Source organism: Bacillus cereus ATCC 14579 (genome assembly GCF_000007825.1).
GTDB lineage: Bacteria > Bacillota > Bacilli > Bacillales > Bacillaceae_G > Bacillus_A > Bacillus_A cereus.
In genome coordinates this window covers 1,134,171-1,154,390 of the sequence record NC_004722.1, presented here as the reverse complement: position 1 = coordinate 1,154,390, position 20,220 = coordinate 1,134,171, and the positions used below count along the sequence as shown (strand labels likewise).

Below are 20,220 nucleotides of genomic sequence, written 5' to 3'. Positions count from 1 at the left end.
GTAAAAATAAATAAGGGAGTTTTTTCGCAATCTATTGCGAAAAAACTCCTTATTTCATCGATTATTTATACGATTTAAATACTAACACTGCGTTATGACCACCAAATCCTAATGAGTTACTTAATACTGCATTTACTTCTTGGTGTCTCGCTTGATTTGGGACGTAATCTAAGTCACATTCTGGATCTGGTGTCTCATAGTTAATTGTTGGAGGAATTACTCCGTCTGTAATTGATTTAATAGAGAAAATCGCTTCAACAGCACCAGCTGCTCCTAATAAGTGACCTGTCATTGATTTCGTTGAGCTAATTGCTACTTTATACGCGTGCTCACCGAAAGTTTCTTTAATTGCCATCGTTTCATATTTTTCATTCGCATCAGTACTTGTACCGTGCGCATTAATGTAATCAATATCTTCTGGCTGTAGGCCTGCATCAGCTAAAGCTTGACGCATTGCACGCACTCCGCCTTCCCCACCAGGAGCAGGCATTGTAATATGGAATGCATCTCCAGTTGCACCATAACCCGCAATTTCCGCGTAAATGTGAGCACCGCGTGCTAATGCGTGCTCTAATTCTTCAAGAATTAGAATACCTGAGCCTTCACCCATTACGAAACCGCTACGGTTTTTATCAAATGGACGGCAAGCCGTTGCTGGGTCTTCATTAAATGTTAATGCTTTCGCTGAGCTAAATCCTGCGAATGCCATACTTGTTAGCGGCGCTTCTGCTCCGCCTGTAATCATTGCATCAGCATCACCACGCTGAATTGCTTTAAATGCATCACCAATTGAGTTTGCACCAGATGCACAAGCCGTTACAGAACAAGTGTTAATTCCTTTTGCTCCTGTTGCGATTGATACTTGACCTGCTGCCATATCTGGAATCATCATCGGCACGAAGAATGGGCTCACGCGGCGTGGGCCTTTCTCAGTAAAAATCTTAAATTGTTCTTCGTATGTTTCCATACCGCCAATACCAGATCCAATCCATACACCAATTCGAGGTCCGTTTTCTTCTGTAATTTCAAGTTTTGCATCTGCAACTGCCATTTTCGCTGCTGCCACTGCATATTGTGTAAAGCGATCCATACGGCGCGCTTCTTTTTTATCAATATATTTCTCGACTTCAAAGTCGTTAATTTCCGCTGCTACTTTTGCTGGAAATAGTTCTGGATCAATTCTTGTAAGTCGCCCGATTCCAGATACACCCTTTTTAATGTTTTCCCACGCTGTTTCAACATCTGTTCCGACCGGTGTAACAGCTCCTAGTCCTGTAATTACGACCCTCTTTTTTTCCATACAAAATACACTCCTTTTTTTCTCTCAGTCCTTATTTACCCCAACGAAGAGCGACTGCTCCCCATGTTAATCCGCCGCCAAAACCAACAAGTATAATTAAATCACCGTCTTGAATACGTCCGTTTTGCAATTCCTCTACCATTGCAATCGGAATTGAAGAAGCTGATGTATTACCGAACTTCTCAATCGTCATACTCATTTTTTCTTGTGGTAAATTTAACCTCTCTCTTGCAGATTCCATAATACGAATGTTTGCTTGATGCGGTACTAAGAAATCCACATCTTCTTTCGTAAGACCAGCTTTATCTAAAACGCGAAGACAAGAATCACCAAGTTGACGAACGGCAAATTTAAACACTTCTCTGCCATTCATCATAACATACTCGTCTTGATAAAGGTGCTTGCCGCCACTTCCGTCTGCTCCTAATTCAAAAGATAGAACGCCTTTACCTTCTGAAACAGCTCCCATTACGACAGCACCGGCTCCGTCTCCAAATAGTACTGCTGTATTTCGATCGTTCCAGTCTACAATTTTAGATAGTTTATCACTACCAACTACTAATACATTTTTATACGTTCCTGTTTGAATAAATTGCTGCGCTGTAATCATTCCGTACATAAAACCAGCACATGCTGCACTTAAATCCATTGCGGCTGCATGTTTCGCTCCTATTGCTTCTTGAATTACACAAGCAACTGCTGGAAAAGCACGATCTGGTGTTACTGTTGCTACTAAAATAAGATCGATATCCTCTCCGCTAATTCCTGCATCTTCAAGTGCTTTTTTAGAAGCCTCTACGGCCATATATGAAGTATCTATTGTATCATCGGCAATGCGTCTTTCTGCAATTCCCGTTCTCGTACGAATCCATTCATCGGATGTTTCCATTATTTTCTCTAAATCGTGATTTGTGACTACTTTTTCTGGCACATATCTTCCGATCCCTAAAATGCCCACGTTCACATCGCAGCCCTCCGTTTTATATCAATTATTATGACTTGGTACTAATTTTAAAACATAAATGTATTTTTGTCTAGAATATATTTCGCATAAAACAGAAAGCTAACGCATTATTCACGTTATTTTTCATTAAAAGAAACGGAAACATACCTCTCAAATATAAAAAGACTCAAACCGCTTCTATTTACAGTTCGATCCTCTCTTTCATCTAAAAAGATGCTTTTTTATTCTTTATCTGCTTTCCTTCTAAACTAGAGAGTTCTCCTCACTACTTTTCCTTTATCCTCTTCATATCTCTGGTTTTCCACCAGGCAAGAATAAAAAAGGCCCTGACCGCTTCTATCCACGGTTCGGGCCTCTCTTCCATCTTAAAAAGATGCTTTTTATTCTTTATCTGCTTTCCTTCTAAACTAGAGAGTTCTCCTCACTACTTTTCCTTTATCCTCTTCATATCTCTGGTTTTCCCCCAGGCGAGAATAAAAAAGGCCCTGACCGCTTCTATCCACGGTTCGGGCCTCTCTTCCATCTAAAAAGATGCTTTTTATTCTTCATCTGCTTTCCTTCTAAACTAGAGAGTTCTCCTCACTACTTTTCCTTTATCCTCTTCATATCTCTGGTTTTCCCCCAGGCGAGAATAAAAAAGGCCCTGACCGCTTCTATCCACGGTTCGGGCCTCTCTTCCATCTTAAAAAGATGCTTTTTATTCTTTTTATTCTTTATCTGCTTTCCCGAGCTCATAGGCCTCGTTCATAACTTTCATTAACAACTCTAACACCGGCTGTGCCTTCTCCATATCAAGTGCAATTCCATTATCATCTAAAATTGCCTTTGCTTCCGGTAAATGCTTCATTGCGATTTGTAAAAACTGCATGCTTTTTTCGTTCATATTATGCTCTTCCTCTCCATTAAAACTTTCACATACAATAGTGTAACACGCGTACTACCCTTCGTATAACTCTTTATATTTTTTCATGTGTGCCAGTTGCTTATTTAAACCGTATTCTAACGGAGTATTTCTTTTTATTGAAATTACCTCGATAGCCTCATCTCTTACTTCGTTATTATTTTTATTTACTTTATCATCCGCGCGTAAAAGATTCATACCTTTTTCCCATAATGACTGTTTACCACTAAGTAAATTGTATATACCAAGATGCGCCCCGTTCGTTCCATTTTCCCATAAGTATTCACATACATCTTCAACGTAAAGTAAATCATTCCCCTTTTCCTCAATCGTACAACGGCACTCTTTTTCACCTAATTCTGATAAAATAAGCTGATGAAACATCATAAAGGACGGTTGCCACGGTCCATATAATGTTGGAACTCGAAATACACTATATTGTAAATTCCCTTTTTTCAATCCTTCTTCTACTTTCAAAAATAGTCGCTTATTTTCGGATTCATCTGTACTGCCTACTTCAATAGAAGAAATTAAATTTAACTTCACTTTTTGTTCTTCACACATTCTTATAATTCGCTTTAAATATTGTAATATGACTCTTTCATTCCGAAATCCACTTTGCTGATTTGGCTCATATAAGCAAAAGTAAACAGTATCGAATCTCTCTTCCTCAACCGATCTCCATCCATCTTCATCTCTTATCGAATAATACGTAAATAATGCATTTCGCCCAATTAATAATAACTTCTCTTCATTAATTTTCGTCATACTATCGAATTCATCAAAATCAAGACCATATACTTCCACTTCTTCTGCAATCATTTTATTTACAAGGTGATAACCTACAAACGTAAGTGCACCTACAATTAGCACGCGTTCCATACCACCAACCCTTTCCCTCTGAAACAAATAGCTCCTCATTTATGTATATGGGAGCTTCATAATTCTTCTTCATATTTTTTAAAGAAATCGGTCGTTTGCCTAACCATTTTATATTTCACATCTTGCAGATGGAACAAGACAGAAGTATCACATTGATTTAGTTGCCTCATTTTCTCATATCTACGCAACTGCTGTTTTCTTCCTCTTTTTTCTTGTGTTGATACGAAAATTTTAACAGGTACACAAGATGGAAGAAGCGTAAATGATTTCTTATTTATTTTTGATTCTAATTCTTCTTCTTTGGCATCATACGCCAAACTTAATTCCTTCACGAGTCTCTTGTAAAAAAACTTATGCTCTTTCTCAAACTCCACATATTCTGGTAAATCTAAACACGGATTTAACATAATGACAGAGCGTATACACTCAGGGTATTTGTTCATCATTTCGAGTGCTACAAGTGCTCCCATACCATCTGCCATAATGTGCATTTTCGCATTCAATGTCTCTTTTCTCAACACAACGTCATATAAACGTTTCGCTAGACGAACAGATTGGTCGTTTCCCCAATGTCTTCCGTATAAATTAGAAGAAAAGACTGTGTAGCCTTGCTCAATAAGGCCATGTAAAAAATAAGATCTACCCGCATGCTGTGTCCATAAACTTGTACCATTCTCAATAAAGTAGTTATAATCACCGAGGAGCATAACAGAAAATCCATTTGGCTTCTCCGGTAAATAAATGACACATGGTTCTTTTTCTAAGTAAAAAAAACGTTCCGTAATACTCATTTTTCCCCCGCCTTATTTTCTAAACATATAAAACCACTCTTTTATAATGTATGAACGGAATGCAAATTTGCGTTGAAAAATCTACAAATATTTTTCTATATTCTTTTTTCAATTGTGTTACAATAAGGACAGATTGAACGAATAGAGGTGTAAAATATGCGTTTCATTTGGGCATTAATTTGGTCGTTCTTACTTGTACATATGATGAGCTATGTAATCGGCTCTATGACTGGCGGTACATACGACTTTAACCAAGCGTCTATTTTCTCAGTTGTTCTTGCTGTGTTAGTACTAGCAATTTCAGCTGCAATTCCAAACGAGCCAGTAGAACAACACTAAAAAAAGAGTCCGGATTTTATCCGAACTCTTTTTTATTTTTATTTCACATGAACGACTAACTCGTTATTTTCTACATCAACAACTACGTGACTATTATCAGTAATTGTTCCTGCAATTAATTCTCGTGCTAATTTCGTTTCCACTTGACGCTGTACGTATCGTTTTAATGGACGAGCTCCGTACATTGGGTCGAAACCTGCTTCCACAACAAATTCTTTTGCTGCATCTGTTAATTCTACTGTAATGTGACGGTCAGCTAGACGACCTTGTAGTTCTTTTACAATTTTATCAACAATGCCTTTAATTTCATTCGTTGTAAGAGGTTTGAATAAAATAATTTCATCCACACGGTTTAAAAATTCAGGGCGGAAATGTCCTCTTAATTGCCCCATTACAAGGTCTCTTGATTCCTCTTTAATGGAACCATCTTCTTCTAATCCATCTAGTAAATGAGCAGATCCAATATTTGAAGTCATAATAATAACTGTATTTTTAAAGTCCACTGTACGACCTTGCGAATCTGTAATGCGTCCATCATCTAACATTTGTAATAAAATGTTGAATACTTCTGGATGTGCTTTTTCAATTTCATCTAATAAAACAACGGAATATGGTTTACGTCTTACCGCTTCTGTTAATTGACCGCCTTCTTCATATCCTACATATCCAGGAGGTGCACCAATTAAGCGAGACACGGCGTGTTTTTCCATATACTCAGACATGTCAATGCGAATCATTTGCTCTTCACTATCGAATAAAGACTGGGCTAACGTTTTTGCAAGTTCTGTTTTACCAACACCTGTTGGTCCTAAGAAGATGAAAGAACCAATCGGGCGGTTCGGATCTTTAATACCAGCGCGAGCACGAAGAACTGCGTCTGACACTAAGCTTACTGCTTCCTCTTGTCCGATGACACGCTCTGATAAGATTTGCTCTAAGCGTAATAATTTCTCGCGTTCACCTTCCACGAGTTTCGCAACAGGAATACCAGTCCAGCGTGAAACAATATCTGCAATTTCTTCTTCACTTACTTCCTCACGTAATAAACGATTTTCTTGTTTATTATGCGCGCCCATTTCTTCCGCTTCTTTTAACTCTTTTTCAATTGCGGGAATTTTCCCGTGACGAAGTTCCGCTGCTTTATTTAAATCGTAATTGCCTTCTGCTTCTTCTAATTCACGACGCAAACGTTCTAAATGTTCACGTAAGTCACGAACTTTGTGAATGTCTTCTTTTTCTTTCTCCCATTTCGCTCTCATGCCACTTGCAACTTCTTTTAAATCCGATAATTCACGTTGCAATGTTTTTAGACGCTCTTGGCTACCACGATCCGTTTCTTTCCCAAGAGCCGCTTCTTCAATTTCCAGCTGCATAATGCGGCGCGTTACTTCATCTAATTCTGTTGGCATAGAATCAATTTCTGTACGAATTGTTGCACACGCTTCATCAACAAGGTCAATTGCTTTATCGGGTAAGAAGCGATCTGAAATATATCGATCTGATAAAACTGACGCTGCTACAATCGCACGGTCATGAATATTTACACCGTGATAAATTTCAAAGCGTTCTTTTAATCCACGTAAAATGGAAATTGTATCTTCAACAGTTGGTTCTTCTGCTAATACTTGTTGGAAACGTCTTTCTAGCGCTGGATCTTTCTCAATATATTTGCGATATTCATCGAGCGTCGTCGCCCCGATACAATGCAGTTCACCGCGCGCAAGCATCGGTTTTAACATATTTCCTGCATCCATGGCTCCCTCTGTTTTACCCGCTCCAACTATTGTATGAAGTTCATCAATGAATAATAAAATGCGTCCTTCACTCTTTTTAATTTCATTTAATACAGCTTGCAGACGCTCTTCGAACTCACCACGGAATTTCGCACCTGCTACGAGCGCACTCATATCTAACGCAAAAATCGTTCTATCTTTCAATCCTTCAGGTACATCCTTTTTCACGATACGCTGTGCTAGCCCTTCAACGATTGCTGTTTTACCAACACCTGGCTCCCCAATTAAAACAGGATTGTTTTTCGTTTTACGTGAAAGAATACGAATTACACGTCGTATTTCACTATCACGGCCGATTACAGGATCGATTTTCCCTGCTCTCACTTCCGCCACTAAATCACGGCCATATTTTTCTAACGCTTCATAAGTTGCTTCTGGATTTTGACTCGTCACTCTTTGATTCCCCCGAACTGTCATTAAAGACTGTAATAAGTTATCTTTCGTAATATGCAATCTTGTAAATAATTGATTTATATCGCCTTTTTCTTCAGAAAAAGCAAGCAATACATGTTCTACTGAAATGTAATCATCCTGCAGTTTTTCTGCTTCTTTTCCTGCTCTTACAAGAAGTTGTTGCAGAGCGCTCGTTACATACAATTTCCCAACTTCTGCACCGCTCCCCGTTACAGAAGGTTTCTTTTTAATTAAACTTTCAGCACCTTGCTTTAATGCTTCTATATCAACATTCATTTTTTGAAATATACGTACTGCTAATCCATCTTGCTCTTCTAATAATGCAAGTAATAGATGAACAGTATCCACCTCTTGGTGATGATGAGATACCGCTAAAGATTGGGCACTCATAATCGCCTCTTGTGTTTTTGTTGTCATTTGATTTAAGTCCATCTTTACAGCCCTCCAAAAGTTTGACTTTCTTTGACCTTTGATTTGATTATACGCCAACTGACTTTTTTATACAATAATTTCGCCTATGTATTTTCAAACTTATTATTTGAAAAAGAAAAAGAGAGCATTCATTATACTGCTAAAAAATACGGTAAATGAAATTACAATGTGTAACGACAAAAAAGCCGCAATAATGATTGCGGCTTCTGTTACGGTTTTCTTTTATATGTCCACTGGCGGTTATGATTCGTGTTATCCGGAAACTTTTCACCGGCAGTTAATTTCACCATTTGCGGATCTTTCACCATACTTCCCGTTTCACCAATTTCTACGTAAATGCCATCATTCGGCGCTTTTTGTCCAGAACGAAACCTGCGATTTTGTCCCATCTTCATTCTCCTTCCATGACGTCTTGCCTCATTAGTATATCCATTTTAAAAGAAAGCTTTTCTGTCATGTTTAGGAAACAGTACTACATCTCATTCTTGTACATATATATGAATGACACAAGCGTAAGCAGGGATTTCTTTCCTACCTGTAGAAAAAAAAAGAAACCAACCTACTCTAGGCTAGTTTCAAAGGAGAGTCAAACATATACGAGAAGATTACATGTTCATTATATGCCTCATCACACGAGCAATGTAACCCTTTTCACAATTTGTACATAATGAAAGAAACATTGTTTGAACTTTCTAAAAAGATGTTGACTTTTCTTAATTTCCAACGATAAATAGTAGACACCACAGCACTTTGAGACGTAAGATGGATATATAGTGAAATTTCCATCTATGGTGATTTCACCGAGTCTAACCTCTTATTTCTGCATATTAAAAACGGAAATACAGATAGATACAAAAAAATTATTATAAGAGGTGAAATTATGAACAAACAACATTTAATCGCATTAGACTTAGACGGCACTTTATTAACAGACAACAAAATAATTTCCACTCGAACGAAACATACAATTGCAAAAGCAAAGGAACAGGGACATATTGTCGTTATTTCAACAGGACGTCCATTCCGTGCTAGTTATGATTACTATAAAGAACTTGATCTTAACACACCTATCGTAAACTTTAACGGCGCTTACGTACATCATCCTCTTGATTCAAACTGGGGAACACATCACTCTCCTCTTGAGCTAGCAACAGCGCAAGAAATTGTCCGAGCTTGCTTTGATTTTGGCGTAAAAAATATATACGCGGAAGTAATGGACGATGTGTATGTTCGTGAAATTGATGAAGATAAAAAACATATTTTCGAATTCGGCTCTCCTAAGATTTTTACGGGAGACTTATTAAATATTTTAAACGATCATCCAACTTGCTTATTAATTGACGCACATGACGAGCATTCTACTGCAATTCGTCAACATTTAACCGATATGCATGCGGAAGTAATCGACCATAGAAAATGGGGCGCACCTTGGCCGATTATTGAAATTGTGAAAAGCGGATTAAATAAAGCAGTTGGATTACAAAAAATTTCTAGTCATTACAACATTCCACAAGAGCGCATTATCGCTTTCGGTGATGAAGATAATGATTTTGAAATGATTGAATTTGCTGGTCACGGCATCGCAATGGGAAATGCCATCCCTGAATTAAAATCACTCGCAAACCATACGACGTTAACGAACGAAGAAGATGGTATTGCTTTATATTTAGAAGAGGTTCTTGGGTTGTAATCTAAAAATTCCCTACTTATAGTTTCCTGCCAAATGTCCATACTATAAGTAGACGCATGAGACATCGCGTCGATTGTTTTCAGCTAAATAAAGGGGGTTTTTCGAATGGGTAAAAAGAACAAATCAAAACGTTTTATCCAACAAGGAGCCGATGCTGTTATGAAGCATGATGCAAGATTCCCGTACAGAGGTACATTAGCTGAGGCAGAAAAAGCAAGAAGTAACTCTTCTTTTGGAGGGGTTTAAATGGGGAACTTACTATTCCAACAAGCTAGAGATGCTGTTGAAAATGCCGTATCTTGTTCAAGCGGTACTGAGCAACAAGATCTCGTGTATAGAGCAAAAAATGCTTTGCAATCCGCTTACGCAAACTCTTCAACTGCTGAAAAAGTTCAGCTCCGTGAAATGCAAGAGCAATTGCAAAACATTACGAATTTACATTAAAAAAGAGGACCAACTTTGGTCCTCTTTAATCTTTCCGAAACAATCCGAACACCCCAACTGTTTGCAGTATATTTGTAAATGCACCTGGGTCCACTTGTTTAATAATCCTCTCTAATTCGTATAACTCATAACGAGTAATAACCATCATTAACATTTCTTTATTTTCATTCGTATAAGCACCTGTTGCTGGTATCGTTGTAATCCCTCTTACTAATCGCGAGTGAATCGCCTTTCTTACATCTGCCCCATTCTTCGTAACAATTAATGCTGTAATCTTTACATGACGAGTATGAATTGCATCAATAATTCTCGTTGATACATATAAAGTCACTAGCGTATATAACGCTTTTTCCCATCCATATACATAGCCAGCAGCGATAATGATAATTGCATTAAAAAAGAAAAAGTATGTACCGACAGGCTTATCTTTTATTTTTGATAAAATCATGGCGATAATATCTAATCCACCTGTAGAAGCACCCCACTTTAAAGCAATCCCTACTCCAATTGCCGAAATAATCCCGCCAAAAATCGCATTTAATATGATATCATTCGAAACCGCTCTAACAGGGATGATTTCTAGAAACAAAGTCATAAATATAACACAAAGAAAACTAAAAAAGGTGAAGGCCTTTCCAACCTTTTTCCACGCTAAAATAACGACAGGAATATTAAATAAGCTAAACAATACTCCCGTAGATATGTGAATCGATAAAAAATCACCTAATATTTGTGATAATAATTGAGACAATCCAGCAAAGCCGCTCGCATACACTTTTGCTGGCGTTAAAAATAAATTCATCCCAATCGCGTTTAATAAACCTGCGATGATTACAACGATTAACTTCTTTATAAGTTCAGTATAATTCAACTTCAAATCCATTTCGAATCCACCTTTACCCTTCATAAATGCACCGCTATACATAGTCTTTACGAAAAAGGAAATGATAAACGTACAACGTTTAGAAATGGAGTTGATACATATGCCACATACGAGTGATAACGACAAAAAAGCACGTGATAATAACGCAAAACGCACACAAAAAAATGAGCAAGAGCAAAAAAATATTCAGCAAGGTAAACGTGCATACTCTAAAAAGACCGATCACCTTTGATTCCATCGTACATCAACAATTATGTTGATGTACTTTTTTACATTTTAAAGGAAAAAACATTAAAAATTCACTTCATGTTCACTTCTATATTCTACAATAGCGATAACATATTCGGATGAGGTGTTGGCATGAGAGGGAAACATATTTTCATTATTACTGCACTAATAAGTATATTGATGCTATCTGCTTGCGGACAAAAGAATGGCTCAGCTACAGTCGCTACAGCAACAGACTCCACCATTACAAAGGATAACTTCGAAAAACAATTGAAAGATCGTTACGGAAAAGACATGCTATACGAAATGATGGCACAAGACGTCATCACAAAAAAATATAAAGTACCTGATGAAGAGGTAAATAAAGAAGTAGAAAAAGTAAAAAAACAATATGGAGATCAATTCAAAAAAGTATTAGAAAATTATGGTTTAAAAGATGAAGAGGATTTCAAAAATCAAATTAAGTTCAAACTTGCTATGAATGAAGCGATTAAGAAAAGCATTACAGAAAAAGACGTAAAAGACCACTATAAGCCAGAAATTAAAGCGAGTCACATTTTAGTAAGTGACGAAAATGAAGCGAAAGAAATAAAGAGTAAACTAGATGCTGGTGCTTCATTTGAAGAATTAGCAAAACAAGAATCACAAGATCTGCTATCAAAAGATAAAGGTGGAGACCTTGGATACTTCAATTCAGGTACAATGGCCCCTGAATTCGAAACCGCTGCCTACAAACTAAATGTTGGACAAATTAGCAATCCCGTAAAATCATCAAACGGTTATCACGTTATTAAATTAACTGATAAAAAAGCTTTAAAGCCTTATGATGAAGTGAAAGACTCTATTCGCAAAAACTTAGAGGAAGAACGTACTGCTGATCCTGTATTCAGCAAAAAATTGTTACAAGAGGAATTAAAAAAGGCAAATATTAAAATAAATGATAGTGATTTGAAAGATACGTTTACTCTTGTTTCTCCGCAAGGAAATTAAAAAAAGCACACCCTTATCTTTTTAGATAAGGGTGTGCTTTTTAATCTTTCATCTTATTTCTTAAAGTAAGTCCAACCTTCTTCTTGGTAAACCTTTTCTTCTTTCATCAACTTACCAAGTGCGCGCTTAAATGCAGCTTTACTCATGTTAAAGCGTTCTTTAATATCTTCTGGATGGCTCTTATCCCAAAACGGCATTGCTCCGCCTCGTTCTTCCATATATGCATAAATTACTGCAGCATCGTCTTCCATTCCTTCTTCTTTACGAGGAAGAAGTGAAATGTTAATTGTACCGTCATCTTTTACGTCAATAATACGTCCTGTTACACGCTGACCGATGCGAACTTGTTCTTTTCTTTCTGTATGGTGTAAGAAAGCACGGAAATGCTCATCAGTTAGTATGAATGAACCAACTTGAAGCGAACGATATACACGTCCGTTTACGTTTTTATTACGCATAGATGGTGTCGCATCTACAACGATTTCTTGCATATCACTATCTCTTGCTGGAAGAGCAATTAAACGATCACGATTCGTTAATTTTAACGTACAATATAATTCGTCTCCAACTTCTGGCCATACCGGCATATAAATTGGGAATTCATCAGCTGGAATTAGTATATCTTTTGATACACCAATATCAACAAACACACCTAAACTCGGAATAACTTCTACAACCTTTACCCAGTTCCAATCATAAGTTGTAATAATTGGCTCCTTCATTGTTGCTGAAATACGATTTTGGTGATCAAGGTATAAGAATACGTCAATCGTATCGCCTTCTTCAATTTCTCCAGCTACTTCGTTTTTATGTAGGAAAATTTCTTCTTCTTCATTCCCAACCATATATCCAATTTCCGTTTCGCGTAAAACAGTTACCTGTTCAATCGATCCTATTTGCAAATACATATTTTTTAATTCCCTTCTATATATATAAAATTATCTTTTTTATCATTCCAAACAAAAGTTAATTATAACATGATTTTTCCTGTATTTGTCCAACTGCCCAAAATTCACTATAATAAAATAAGGTTACATGAATATAAGTACGAAAACACTTAAGTCTAGACTCGTTTTCAGCTATACTTTAGTATGTACAGTACATAACAAGATTAGAAATTTATTTGGAGGTGCTAACTATGGCAAAAGATAGTTCTTTTGACATCGTTTCGAAAGTAGAATTACCTGAAGTAACAAACGCAATTAACATCGCATTAAAAGAAATCCAAAACCGATATGACTTTAAAGGAAGTAAAAGTGATATTAAATTAGAAAAAGAAGTACTTGTTTTAACTTCTGATGACGAGTTTAAATTAGAGCAAGTAAAAGACGTTCTTATCTCTAAACTTGTAAAACGTAACGTTCCAATTAAGAACTTAGATTACGGAAAAGTTGAAGCTGCAACTGGCAACACTGTTCGCCAACGCGCAACACTTCAACAAGGTATCGATAAAGATAACGCGAAAAAAATTAACAACATCATTAAAGAAATGAAATTAAAAGTAAAAACACAAGTACAAGATGATCAAGTACGTGTTACAGCGAAAAGCCGTGATGACTTACAAGCAGTAATCGCAGCTGTTCGTAGCGCTGATTTACCAATCGACGTACAGTTCATTAACTACCGCTAAAAAGAAAACTCCTCTTAATTAGAGGAGTTTTTTGTTTTGTAGAGACAATATTCCGAGAACAAACCATAGAAAAATGGTATATGCGGTGAAAATCACTAAGTGAACAGAGTCTAACCATACGAATACTTTACAAGTGAGCACATGATTAAACTAGGCCTTATTGTAGAATTTGTTTTATACATGTATTTAGCAGACCTTATTGAAAATAAGAAAAATATACCTTAAGACGTTTCCCCTTCAATTTGAATTACTTTTCTTAATAACCACATCCTGGGCCAAAGTCATCTTAAAAATCGCTGTGACTCATAATTCCTCTCCCCGCCAAAACGTAACAATTTATGAGTATAAGAATATTTCCCAACCTTTAATGTAATGTAAAATTAGTAAGGATCTCAAAAATGTTAATTAAAAAAGAGTTAGAAGTGGTTTTTTGAAGAAATTAATATTATGGTTTTTATTAGCCACATTCTCCCTAAATACTGTAGGATGTTCTAATAATACGAATACACTAACGGATAAATCTAACTGTATCAACAAAGCTTGGTACAAAAAAAATATGTCATGTAATCATTTAAAAAACATTAAATAGTTAATGATAAAGATCTAAAGAAAAGACACCCCAAAGTACCTTCCTCCGACTTGAACCAATAATATTCGGATGGATTTAAACAGAAGCATACATCTTTAATAAAGATGCAGGCTTCAAAATAAAAAAGTACACTAAAGCGCTAAGTAAACTCTTATTCAAAAATTTATATTAAGCACTAATATTTTAGAAGCAAGTTTATAAGTATAAAACCTACAGAGATTTCCCCTGTAGGTTTTATTATATTTCAAGTGATTTCCAAATGAATTATGAGTGACTTTTTTCAGTTTGGTTTTCAAAATATTTTTCTTTAACCATTTTTATCAGATTTTCTTTTTCTGTTAGTTCAAATATAAATAATGCTTTTTTCATGTTATTTGCAACATCTTCTTCATTAGGTTGTTTAAGTTTCAATAAATTCCAAGCTTTTCCATAGTATAATTCACCTAGTAAATATAAAGTATTTAGATTAATAGCTAGTTTGATACCCATATCATTGTATTTTACTGCCTCTTCATGTTGATTTGCATGACCTAAAATTTTTGCTAAATTAAAAATAATTTTCAATTTAATTTCTTTATCTCTAGGAAAATCTAACTTATTAAAATTAGTTAAACACCTTCTTAATATATTAATACTTTTTTCATATTCTTTATTTTCCCCATGGAATATAGCAATTGTCTGCATAATATCTATTTCTCTTTCTGATAAAAAATCAGAATTAGTTACAGTTAATTTTAATGCATTATTTAAAAAATCTAAAGCAGTTTTTATTGATTTATCCACCATAAATATAGCAATCGCTTCATGCCATATTAAAAATTGTTTATCTTCTGTTGATTGGAAGTTATTTTCGTTTTTCTCTTTTTTCACTATTTCATAAAGTTCTTTGTATTGTTTTTGCTTTAAGCAATCTTTTATTACGCATTTTACATTTTCTACATATTTTAATTTTTTGTTTTGAGTTAATGCAAATATATTATTTGGGTCAATACCAAGTCTTTCTGATAATTGATATAACAATATACTAGATGGATAAATCACACCTTTTTCTATTTTGCTAATTTGACTTTGCGAACATATTCCATGACATAATTCGGATTGTGATATATTTTTTTTAATTCTAAGCTCTTTAATGGTAATACCCAAATCGTAAAACTCCATTTTCCCACCTACTATTTAGCACTGTATTAGTATAAGAGTATTCTCTAACTTTTAATGTAATGTAAAATTAATATAGTTGCAATTATTGATTGCTTCAAAGATTCTTCCCTATCGGTGTTAACACAAAAAACAGGTTAGGAAGAATATCCTCTTCCTAACCTAGCCCTCCTCTCACTAGGGACGTTTTCATTCTCACGTCGTTTCTCTTAAGAAATTTCATATCAACAGAATAACACTATTGCCCCGCCGAACAAACTTACAAATACAATAAGAAGACATGAACATAGAGCGAGTAATTTCTCATCTCATCTACGCTTCCTTTTAACTGCAATTAGAAACGCAATAAATAATACATTCACACCAACGATTAAGGAGATAAATAACCAATTCACACCTGTTTCTCCGTTAACTTTATACACGTTTGATTCTTCACGTTTTAAAACGAGATAAAACTTTCCGTTTTCCTCTCTTATAATTTCATCCTGTAACAATCCTCTTAACTCTTGTTTTTCACCAATTGCACTTGCAGGTAAGGAGACTTTTTGTGTTTCTTTCGTATTATTAATTGCTACTAAAGTTACTTCATCTTTATATTTTCGTTTTAGTATGCTCATCCCGCTCTTATCATACAGAAGCTCAAACGTACCGCGTCGTAAAGACGGTCTCGCCTGCCTAAGTTCACCTAGTTTTGTTATGTGCTGCATAAATTTTTCGTCTGACTTAAAATCCATTAATCGTCTATTATCGGGTACACTTCCTCCATCTAATGCAATTTCCGTTCCGTAATAAAAATTCGGAATCCCAGGTGATGTTAACAAATAAGTAAGCGCCAGTTTTAAACGTGATGGCGGATAATACATATTTTCTTTTGCAATACGCGCATATCTTTTTGTTTCTTGATCATCTAAAAACGTAACAAATTCCCCTTCTTTTTTACTCACATCGTATAACGATTTCACCGATACATCCGCTTCGGAAAACGATTCTACGATTTTTTCGTTGTATTCGCTATCCTCCTTTGTCATAATACGAAAATCTTTCTTTATCACTTGCATATCTTTTTGCGCGTTATCCCAAAAGGAACGCGGCTTTTTTTCACTATGTATAACATAACTTCCGTCTAAATCAACTTCTTTTATCCACCATTTCATTGCGTCAATTACCTGTCGTTCGTTTTCTCCAAGCGGAAATTGAAATACAACTTTCATTCCTTTTGCATGAGCTTCTTTTACAAGTTCTTTCACATCATTGTCTGTCCCGAAATGTTCATTTACCTTTTTAAAATTTCGCACGTCTAATCCATCGTACTTTCCACTTTCAAAAAGCGGCGAAAGCATAACGGTAGTAAAACCCATTTCTTTTATGTAATCCAACCTTTTTATAATTCCTCTTATATCCCCGCCTTGATACCCTTCTAAATTACCAACTTCTAATTGTTTGTCATTTTTCGGTTCTCCATTATTGAAGCGATCAATCATAATGGAGTATATAACTTCATCTTTCCACTCTCTTTTTTCGTCTGCAAAAGTATGTATTGGTACAAACAAAACAAAAGCTAAGCAAAAACAAATGAATAGTTTCCTAGTCCGTATTTTTCCCACACGCATCCCCCAAGTTTTTAATTGTAAGAATATTATACCAATTATCCGAGAGAAACGCATATGTCGATTTCAATCCTCACAAAATAATCTATGTTATATTTTCTAACATCATGTATATATTTTTCTGAATTTTTAGTTGATTTTTAGTTCTTTTTCGAATATGATATGAAACATAACAAAACGATGTTATTTTTTCTAACATCATAGGAGGAGAGCTCATGAATATGGGAGATACAGTTTTTATGTTTGTGACGACAGTAATGGTCATGTTGATGACACCAGGATTGGCACTTTTTTATGGAGGTATGGTTCGCAGCAAAAATGTACTCAGTACAACGATGCATAGTTATAGTGCAATGGCTATCGTTTCGATTCAATGGATTGTTATCGGCTATTCTTTATCATTCGGACCAGATTGGCACGGGCTTATTGGTACACTTGATTGGTTCGGTCTAAACGGAGTTACCTACGCACCAAATCCAGACTACTCATCTACTATTCCTCACAATTTATTCATGATGTTTCAACTCATGTTCGCCATTTTAACTCCAGCTTTAATTTCAGGTGCATTTGCTGAAAGAATGCGATTTTCTGCCTTTCTTATTTTTATCCTTTTATGGACAACGATTGTTTACAATCCTGTCGCTCATTGGGTATGGGGCGTCGGCGGGTGGCTAAGGGAATTTGGTGCACTAGACTTCGCTGGCGGAAACGTCGTTCACATCACTTCCGGAGTTGCTGGTCTTGTATTAGCTATTTTCCTCGGAAAACGAAAAAACATAAATGGTTCTTCTCCTCACCATTTGCCATTTACAATGTTAGGCGCAGGCTTATTATGGTTTGGCTGGTTCGGTTTTAACGTCGGCAGCGCATTATCCTTAAACGACGTAGCTTTAACTGCATTTATTAATACAAATATAGCCGCTGCTGCCTCAGCATTAACTTGGATGCTTTCAGAGTGGTTCTTCCAATCAAAACCGACTGCGATGGGAGCTGCTTGTGGCGCCGTTTCCGGTCTAGTCGCTATTACACCAGCTTGCGGGTTCGTTACACCTTTCTCAGCTCTTCTTATCGGAGCAATTGGCGGCGTATTATGCTTCGGAGCGGTCTTTTTCTTAAAAACAAAATTCGGATACGACGATACACTCGATGCATTCGGATGTCACGGCATCGGTGGAACTTGGGGCGGTATTGCGACAGGATTATTTGCAACTACTGCCGTAAACGGCGATGGCGCTAACGGATTATTTTACGGAAACGCCTCGCTGCTGTTGAAACAACTTGTAGCGATCGGCGCAACATATGCGTTCACAATTATAATGACGTATGCCATTATTAAAGCAATCAACTTCTTCCTCCCTGTCCGGGTAGATGAGCACGAGGAACATATGGGACTTGATATTTCGATGCACGGGGAGAAAGCTTATGAGTATACTGAGCGAGTGAACTAAAAAAGAGATGCAATCTATTAGTAATAGATTGCATCTCTTTTTTGCGCACCGGGCAATATACCCCACCTAGTATAACCGGAAATATATTAACGGTTTTTTGGATATATCAACGATTTTTCAAATATATCGATTGTTCCTTTCAATATATCAACGTTTCGACACAAGATATCGATTTACCAACAAATTCCGACATAACGAAACTGAAGAATACCCGCGTGTAACTTTACACATAAAAAAGACGACCGAAACCCAGTCGTCTTTTCCGATTTATTTCGGAGCATTTCCTACATATTGCGTAATATCAACATTTAATGCCTGCGCTAAACGCATACCGTATTCTTGATCTGCACGGAAGAAGTTACAAACAGCTAGTAATTTCGTGCGTTCATTTACGTCTTTCAAGTCATTTGTTAAGTTTGCAATTAAGTTATCTTGCTCTTCTTTAGAGAATGAACGGTAACGCTCACCTGCTTGTTTAAAGTCATTTGGTTTCTCAATTTTTTCACGAGATACATAGCCTTCTACTTTCATAGTTGAATCGCGGTAAGCTGGGTCTTCAACTGGATTTTCAGCATGACGGCTCGGTTCGTAGTTGATTGTAGATGGGTTTTGATTCACTTGCATCGCACCATCACGTTGTTGATTATGAACAGCTGCGTATGGGCAGTTTACAGGAATTTGTAAGTAATTTGCACCAAGACGATAACGCTGTGTATCTGGGTAAGAGAATAAACGACCTTGTAATAATTTATCTTCCGATGGCTCAATACCATTTACAGTGGCACTTGGAGAGAACGCTACTTGTTCTACTTCTGCAAAGAAGTTTTTCGGATTACGATTTAACGTCATTGTCCCTACTTCAATTAACGGGAAGCGATCTTCTGGCCATACTTTCGTTGGATCTAGTGGATCAAAGTCTAAAGAATCCATTTCATCTAATTGCATAACTTGTACGTGTAAATCCCATTTCGGGTGATTTCCTTTTTCGATCGCGTCGAACAGGTCACGAGTAGCATGATTGAAGTCTTTCCCTTGTACCTCTTGCACTTCTTTCGCATTTAAGTTACGTACACCTTGCTGTGGTTTCCAGTGGTATTTAATATAAACAATTTTACCTTCTTCATTAATCCATTTAAATGAATGTACACCGAAACCTTCCATTTCACGATAACTTGCTGGTGTACCGTAATCAGAAAATACCCATGTCATCATATGTGTAGATTCTGGACTTAACGTCATGAAATCCCAGTAACGATCTGGCGTTTGAATATTCGTATCAGGTGCTGGTTTTAAAGAATGTACCATATCAGGGAATTTAATTGCATCACGAATGAAGAAAACTGGTAAATGATTACCTACGATATCGTAGTTTCCTTCTTCTGTATAAAATTTAACAGCGAACCCACGTGGGTCACGTGCTGTTTCAGGAGAACCTTGACCATGAATAACCGTTGAAAAACGAACAAATACAGGTGTTTCAGTTCCTTCATTTTGTAAAAATGCAGCTTTCGTATATTGCTTCATACTATTTTTCGTTACGAATACACCGTGAGCACCTGCACCACGTGCATGCACAACACGCTCCGGAATACGTTCACGATCAAAGTGTGCAAGTTTTTCTACTAAATGATAGTCTTCTAATAATACTGGTCCACGACGACCAGCTGTACGAGAATTTTGGTTGTCTCCAACTGGAGCACCTTGGTTTGTTGTTAAGCGATTATTTGGATTCATCTA

Annotated in this window: 20 protein-coding genes; 8 read left to right on the top strand and 12 right to left on the bottom strand. The window is 36.4% G+C overall.

The window, feature by feature from the left end; genetic code table 11:
• Positions 1 to 61: 61 nt before the first annotated feature.
• The 5 genes from fabF to BC_RS05850 form a co-directional block, all read right to left on the bottom strand.
• A complete protein-coding gene (fabF, locus tag BC_RS05870) occupies positions 62 to 1,300 on the bottom strand; it encodes a beta-ketoacyl-ACP synthase II (protein ID WP_000412656.1) in 1,239 nt (412 codons plus the stop codon).
• 31 nt (positions 1,301 to 1,331) lie between these two features.
• Positions 1,332 to 2,264: a beta-ketoacyl-ACP synthase III gene (gene fabH, locus BC_RS05865; protein WP_001100547.1), complete on the bottom strand. Its 933-nt coding sequence runs from the start codon at positions 2,262 to 2,264 to the stop codon at positions 1,332 to 1,334.
• Positions 2,265 to 2,970: 706 nt separating this feature from the next.
• On the bottom strand, positions 2,971 to 3,147 hold the full coding sequence (locus BC_RS05860) for a ComZ family protein (protein WP_001986215.1): 177 nt from the start codon (positions 3,145 to 3,147) through the stop codon (positions 2,971 to 2,973).
• A gap of 54 nt (positions 3,148 to 3,201) precedes the next feature.
• Entirely contained in the window at positions 3,202 to 4,074 is an 873-nt protein-coding gene (locus tag BC_RS05855; protein WP_002164601.1) for an NAD-dependent epimerase/dehydratase family protein, read from the bottom strand.
• 29 nt (positions 4,075 to 4,103) lie between these two features.
• Positions 4,104 to 4,838 (bottom strand): hydrolase, encoded by a 735-nt coding sequence (locus tag BC_RS05850; RefSeq protein WP_000028712.1) that lies wholly within the window; start codon positions 4,836 to 4,838, stop codon positions 4,104 to 4,106.
• A gap of 156 nt (positions 4,839 to 4,994) precedes the next feature.
• Here BC_RS05850 and BC_RS05845 point away from each other — a divergent pair, with 156 nt between their 5' ends.
• Positions 4,995 to 5,177 (top strand): YjzD family protein, encoded by a 183-nt coding sequence (locus tag BC_RS05845; RefSeq protein ID WP_001211116.1) that lies wholly within the window; start codon positions 4,995 to 4,997, stop codon positions 5,175 to 5,177.
• Positions 5,178 to 5,215: 38 nt separating this feature from the next.
• Here the strand turns inward: BC_RS05845 and clpB are convergent, their stop codons facing one another.
• Both clpB and BC_RS05835 read right to left on the bottom strand, forming a co-directional pair.
• On the bottom strand, positions 5,216 to 7,816 hold the full coding sequence (clpB, locus tag BC_RS05840) for an ATP-dependent chaperone ClpB (protein WP_000365401.1): 2,601 nt from the start codon (positions 7,814 to 7,816) through the stop codon (positions 5,216 to 5,218).
• A 209-nt stretch (positions 7,817 to 8,025) separates the two neighbouring features.
• Complete coding sequence (locus BC_RS05835; protein WP_000531421.1) at positions 8,026 to 8,205, bottom strand: YjzC family protein; 180 nt, start codon at positions 8,203 to 8,205, stop codon at positions 8,026 to 8,028.
• Between the two features lie 491 nt (positions 8,206 to 8,696).
• Here BC_RS05835 and BC_RS05830 point away from each other — a divergent pair, with 491 nt between their 5' ends.
• The 3 genes from BC_RS05830 (at position 8,697) to BC_RS05820 (ending at position 9,950) form a co-directional block, all read left to right on the top strand.
• Positions 8,697 to 9,506: a Cof-type HAD-IIB family hydrolase gene (locus BC_RS05830; RefSeq protein WP_001041232.1), complete on the top strand. Its 810-nt coding sequence runs from the start codon at positions 8,697 to 8,699 to the stop codon at positions 9,504 to 9,506.
• A gap of 105 nt (positions 9,507 to 9,611) precedes the next feature.
• On the top strand, positions 9,612 to 9,752 hold the full coding sequence (locus BC_RS05825; RefSeq protein WP_000516816.1) for a hypothetical protein: 141 nt from the start codon (positions 9,612 to 9,614) through the stop codon (positions 9,750 to 9,752).
• Positions 9,753 to 9,950, top strand: coding sequence for a DUF3813 domain-containing protein (locus BC_RS05820; protein ID WP_000527407.1), 198 nt, complete (start codon positions 9,753 to 9,755; stop codon positions 9,948 to 9,950).
• A gap of 25 nt (positions 9,951 to 9,975) precedes the next feature.
• On the opposite strand, the gene BC_RS05815 is transcribed toward BC_RS05820, so the two are convergent.
• The gene (locus BC_RS05815; protein WP_000364431.1) at positions 9,976 to 10,833 is read right to left on the bottom strand and encodes a YitT family protein; all 858 of its coding nucleotides are present in this window, start codon (positions 10,831 to 10,833) and stop codon (positions 9,976 to 9,978) included.
• A gap of 100 nt (positions 10,834 to 10,933) precedes the next feature.
• On the opposite strand from BC_RS05815, the gene BC_RS05810 reads away from it, so the two are divergent.
• Positions 10,934 to 11,065 carry a DUF3941 domain-containing protein gene (locus BC_RS05810; RefSeq protein ID WP_001120851.1) on the top strand — a complete coding sequence of 44 codons (132 nt, stop codon included), beginning with the start codon at positions 10,934 to 10,936 and terminating at the stop codon, positions 11,063 to 11,065.
• A gap of 128 nt (positions 11,066 to 11,193) precedes the next feature.
• Complete coding sequence (gene prsA, locus BC_RS05805) at positions 11,194 to 12,051, top strand: peptidylprolyl isomerase PrsA (protein WP_001214214.1); 858 nt, start codon at positions 11,194 to 11,196, stop codon at positions 12,049 to 12,051.
• 53 nt (positions 12,052 to 12,104) lie between these two features.
• On the opposite strand, the gene BC_RS05800 is transcribed toward prsA, so the two are convergent.
• Positions 12,105 to 12,959 carry a CvfB family protein gene (locus BC_RS05800; protein WP_000281264.1) on the bottom strand — a complete coding sequence of 285 codons (855 nt, stop codon included), beginning with the start codon at positions 12,957 to 12,959 and terminating at the stop codon, positions 12,105 to 12,107.
• Between the two features lie 230 nt (positions 12,960 to 13,189).
• Here BC_RS05800 and BC_RS05795 point away from each other — a divergent pair, with 230 nt between their 5' ends.
• A complete protein-coding gene (locus BC_RS05795) occupies positions 13,190 to 13,681 on the top strand; it encodes a YajQ family cyclic di-GMP-binding protein (protein ID WP_001040149.1) in 492 nt (163 codons plus the stop codon).
• An 853-nt stretch (positions 13,682 to 14,534) separates the two neighbouring features.
• Here the strand turns inward: BC_RS05795 and BC_RS05790 are convergent.
• Both BC_RS05790 and BC_RS05785 read right to left on the bottom strand, forming a co-directional pair.
• On the bottom strand, positions 14,535 to 15,431 hold the full coding sequence (locus BC_RS05790; protein ID WP_000397889.1) for a helix-turn-helix domain-containing protein: 897 nt from the start codon (positions 15,429 to 15,431) through the stop codon (positions 14,535 to 14,537).
• A 305-nt stretch (positions 15,432 to 15,736) separates the two neighbouring features.
• A complete protein-coding gene (locus tag BC_RS05785) occupies positions 15,737 to 17,092 on the bottom strand; it encodes an alpha-amylase family glycosyl hydrolase (protein WP_013141814.1) in 1,356 nt (451 codons plus the stop codon).
• Positions 17,093 to 17,250: 158 nt separating this feature from the next.
• On the opposite strand from BC_RS05785, the gene BC_RS05780 reads away from it, so the two are divergent.
• A complete protein-coding gene (locus tag BC_RS05780) occupies positions 17,251 to 18,483 on the top strand; it encodes an ammonium transporter (RefSeq protein WP_001055852.1) in 1,233 nt (410 codons plus the stop codon).
• 267 nt (positions 18,484 to 18,750) lie between these two features.
• Here the strand turns inward: BC_RS05780 and katB are convergent, their stop codons facing one another.
• Positions 18,751 to 20,217 (bottom strand): catalase KatB, encoded by a 1,467-nt coding sequence (gene katB / locus BC_RS05775; RefSeq protein WP_001069177.1) that lies wholly within the window; start codon positions 20,215 to 20,217, stop codon positions 18,751 to 18,753.
• Positions 20,218 to 20,220: the final 3 nt, after the last annotated feature.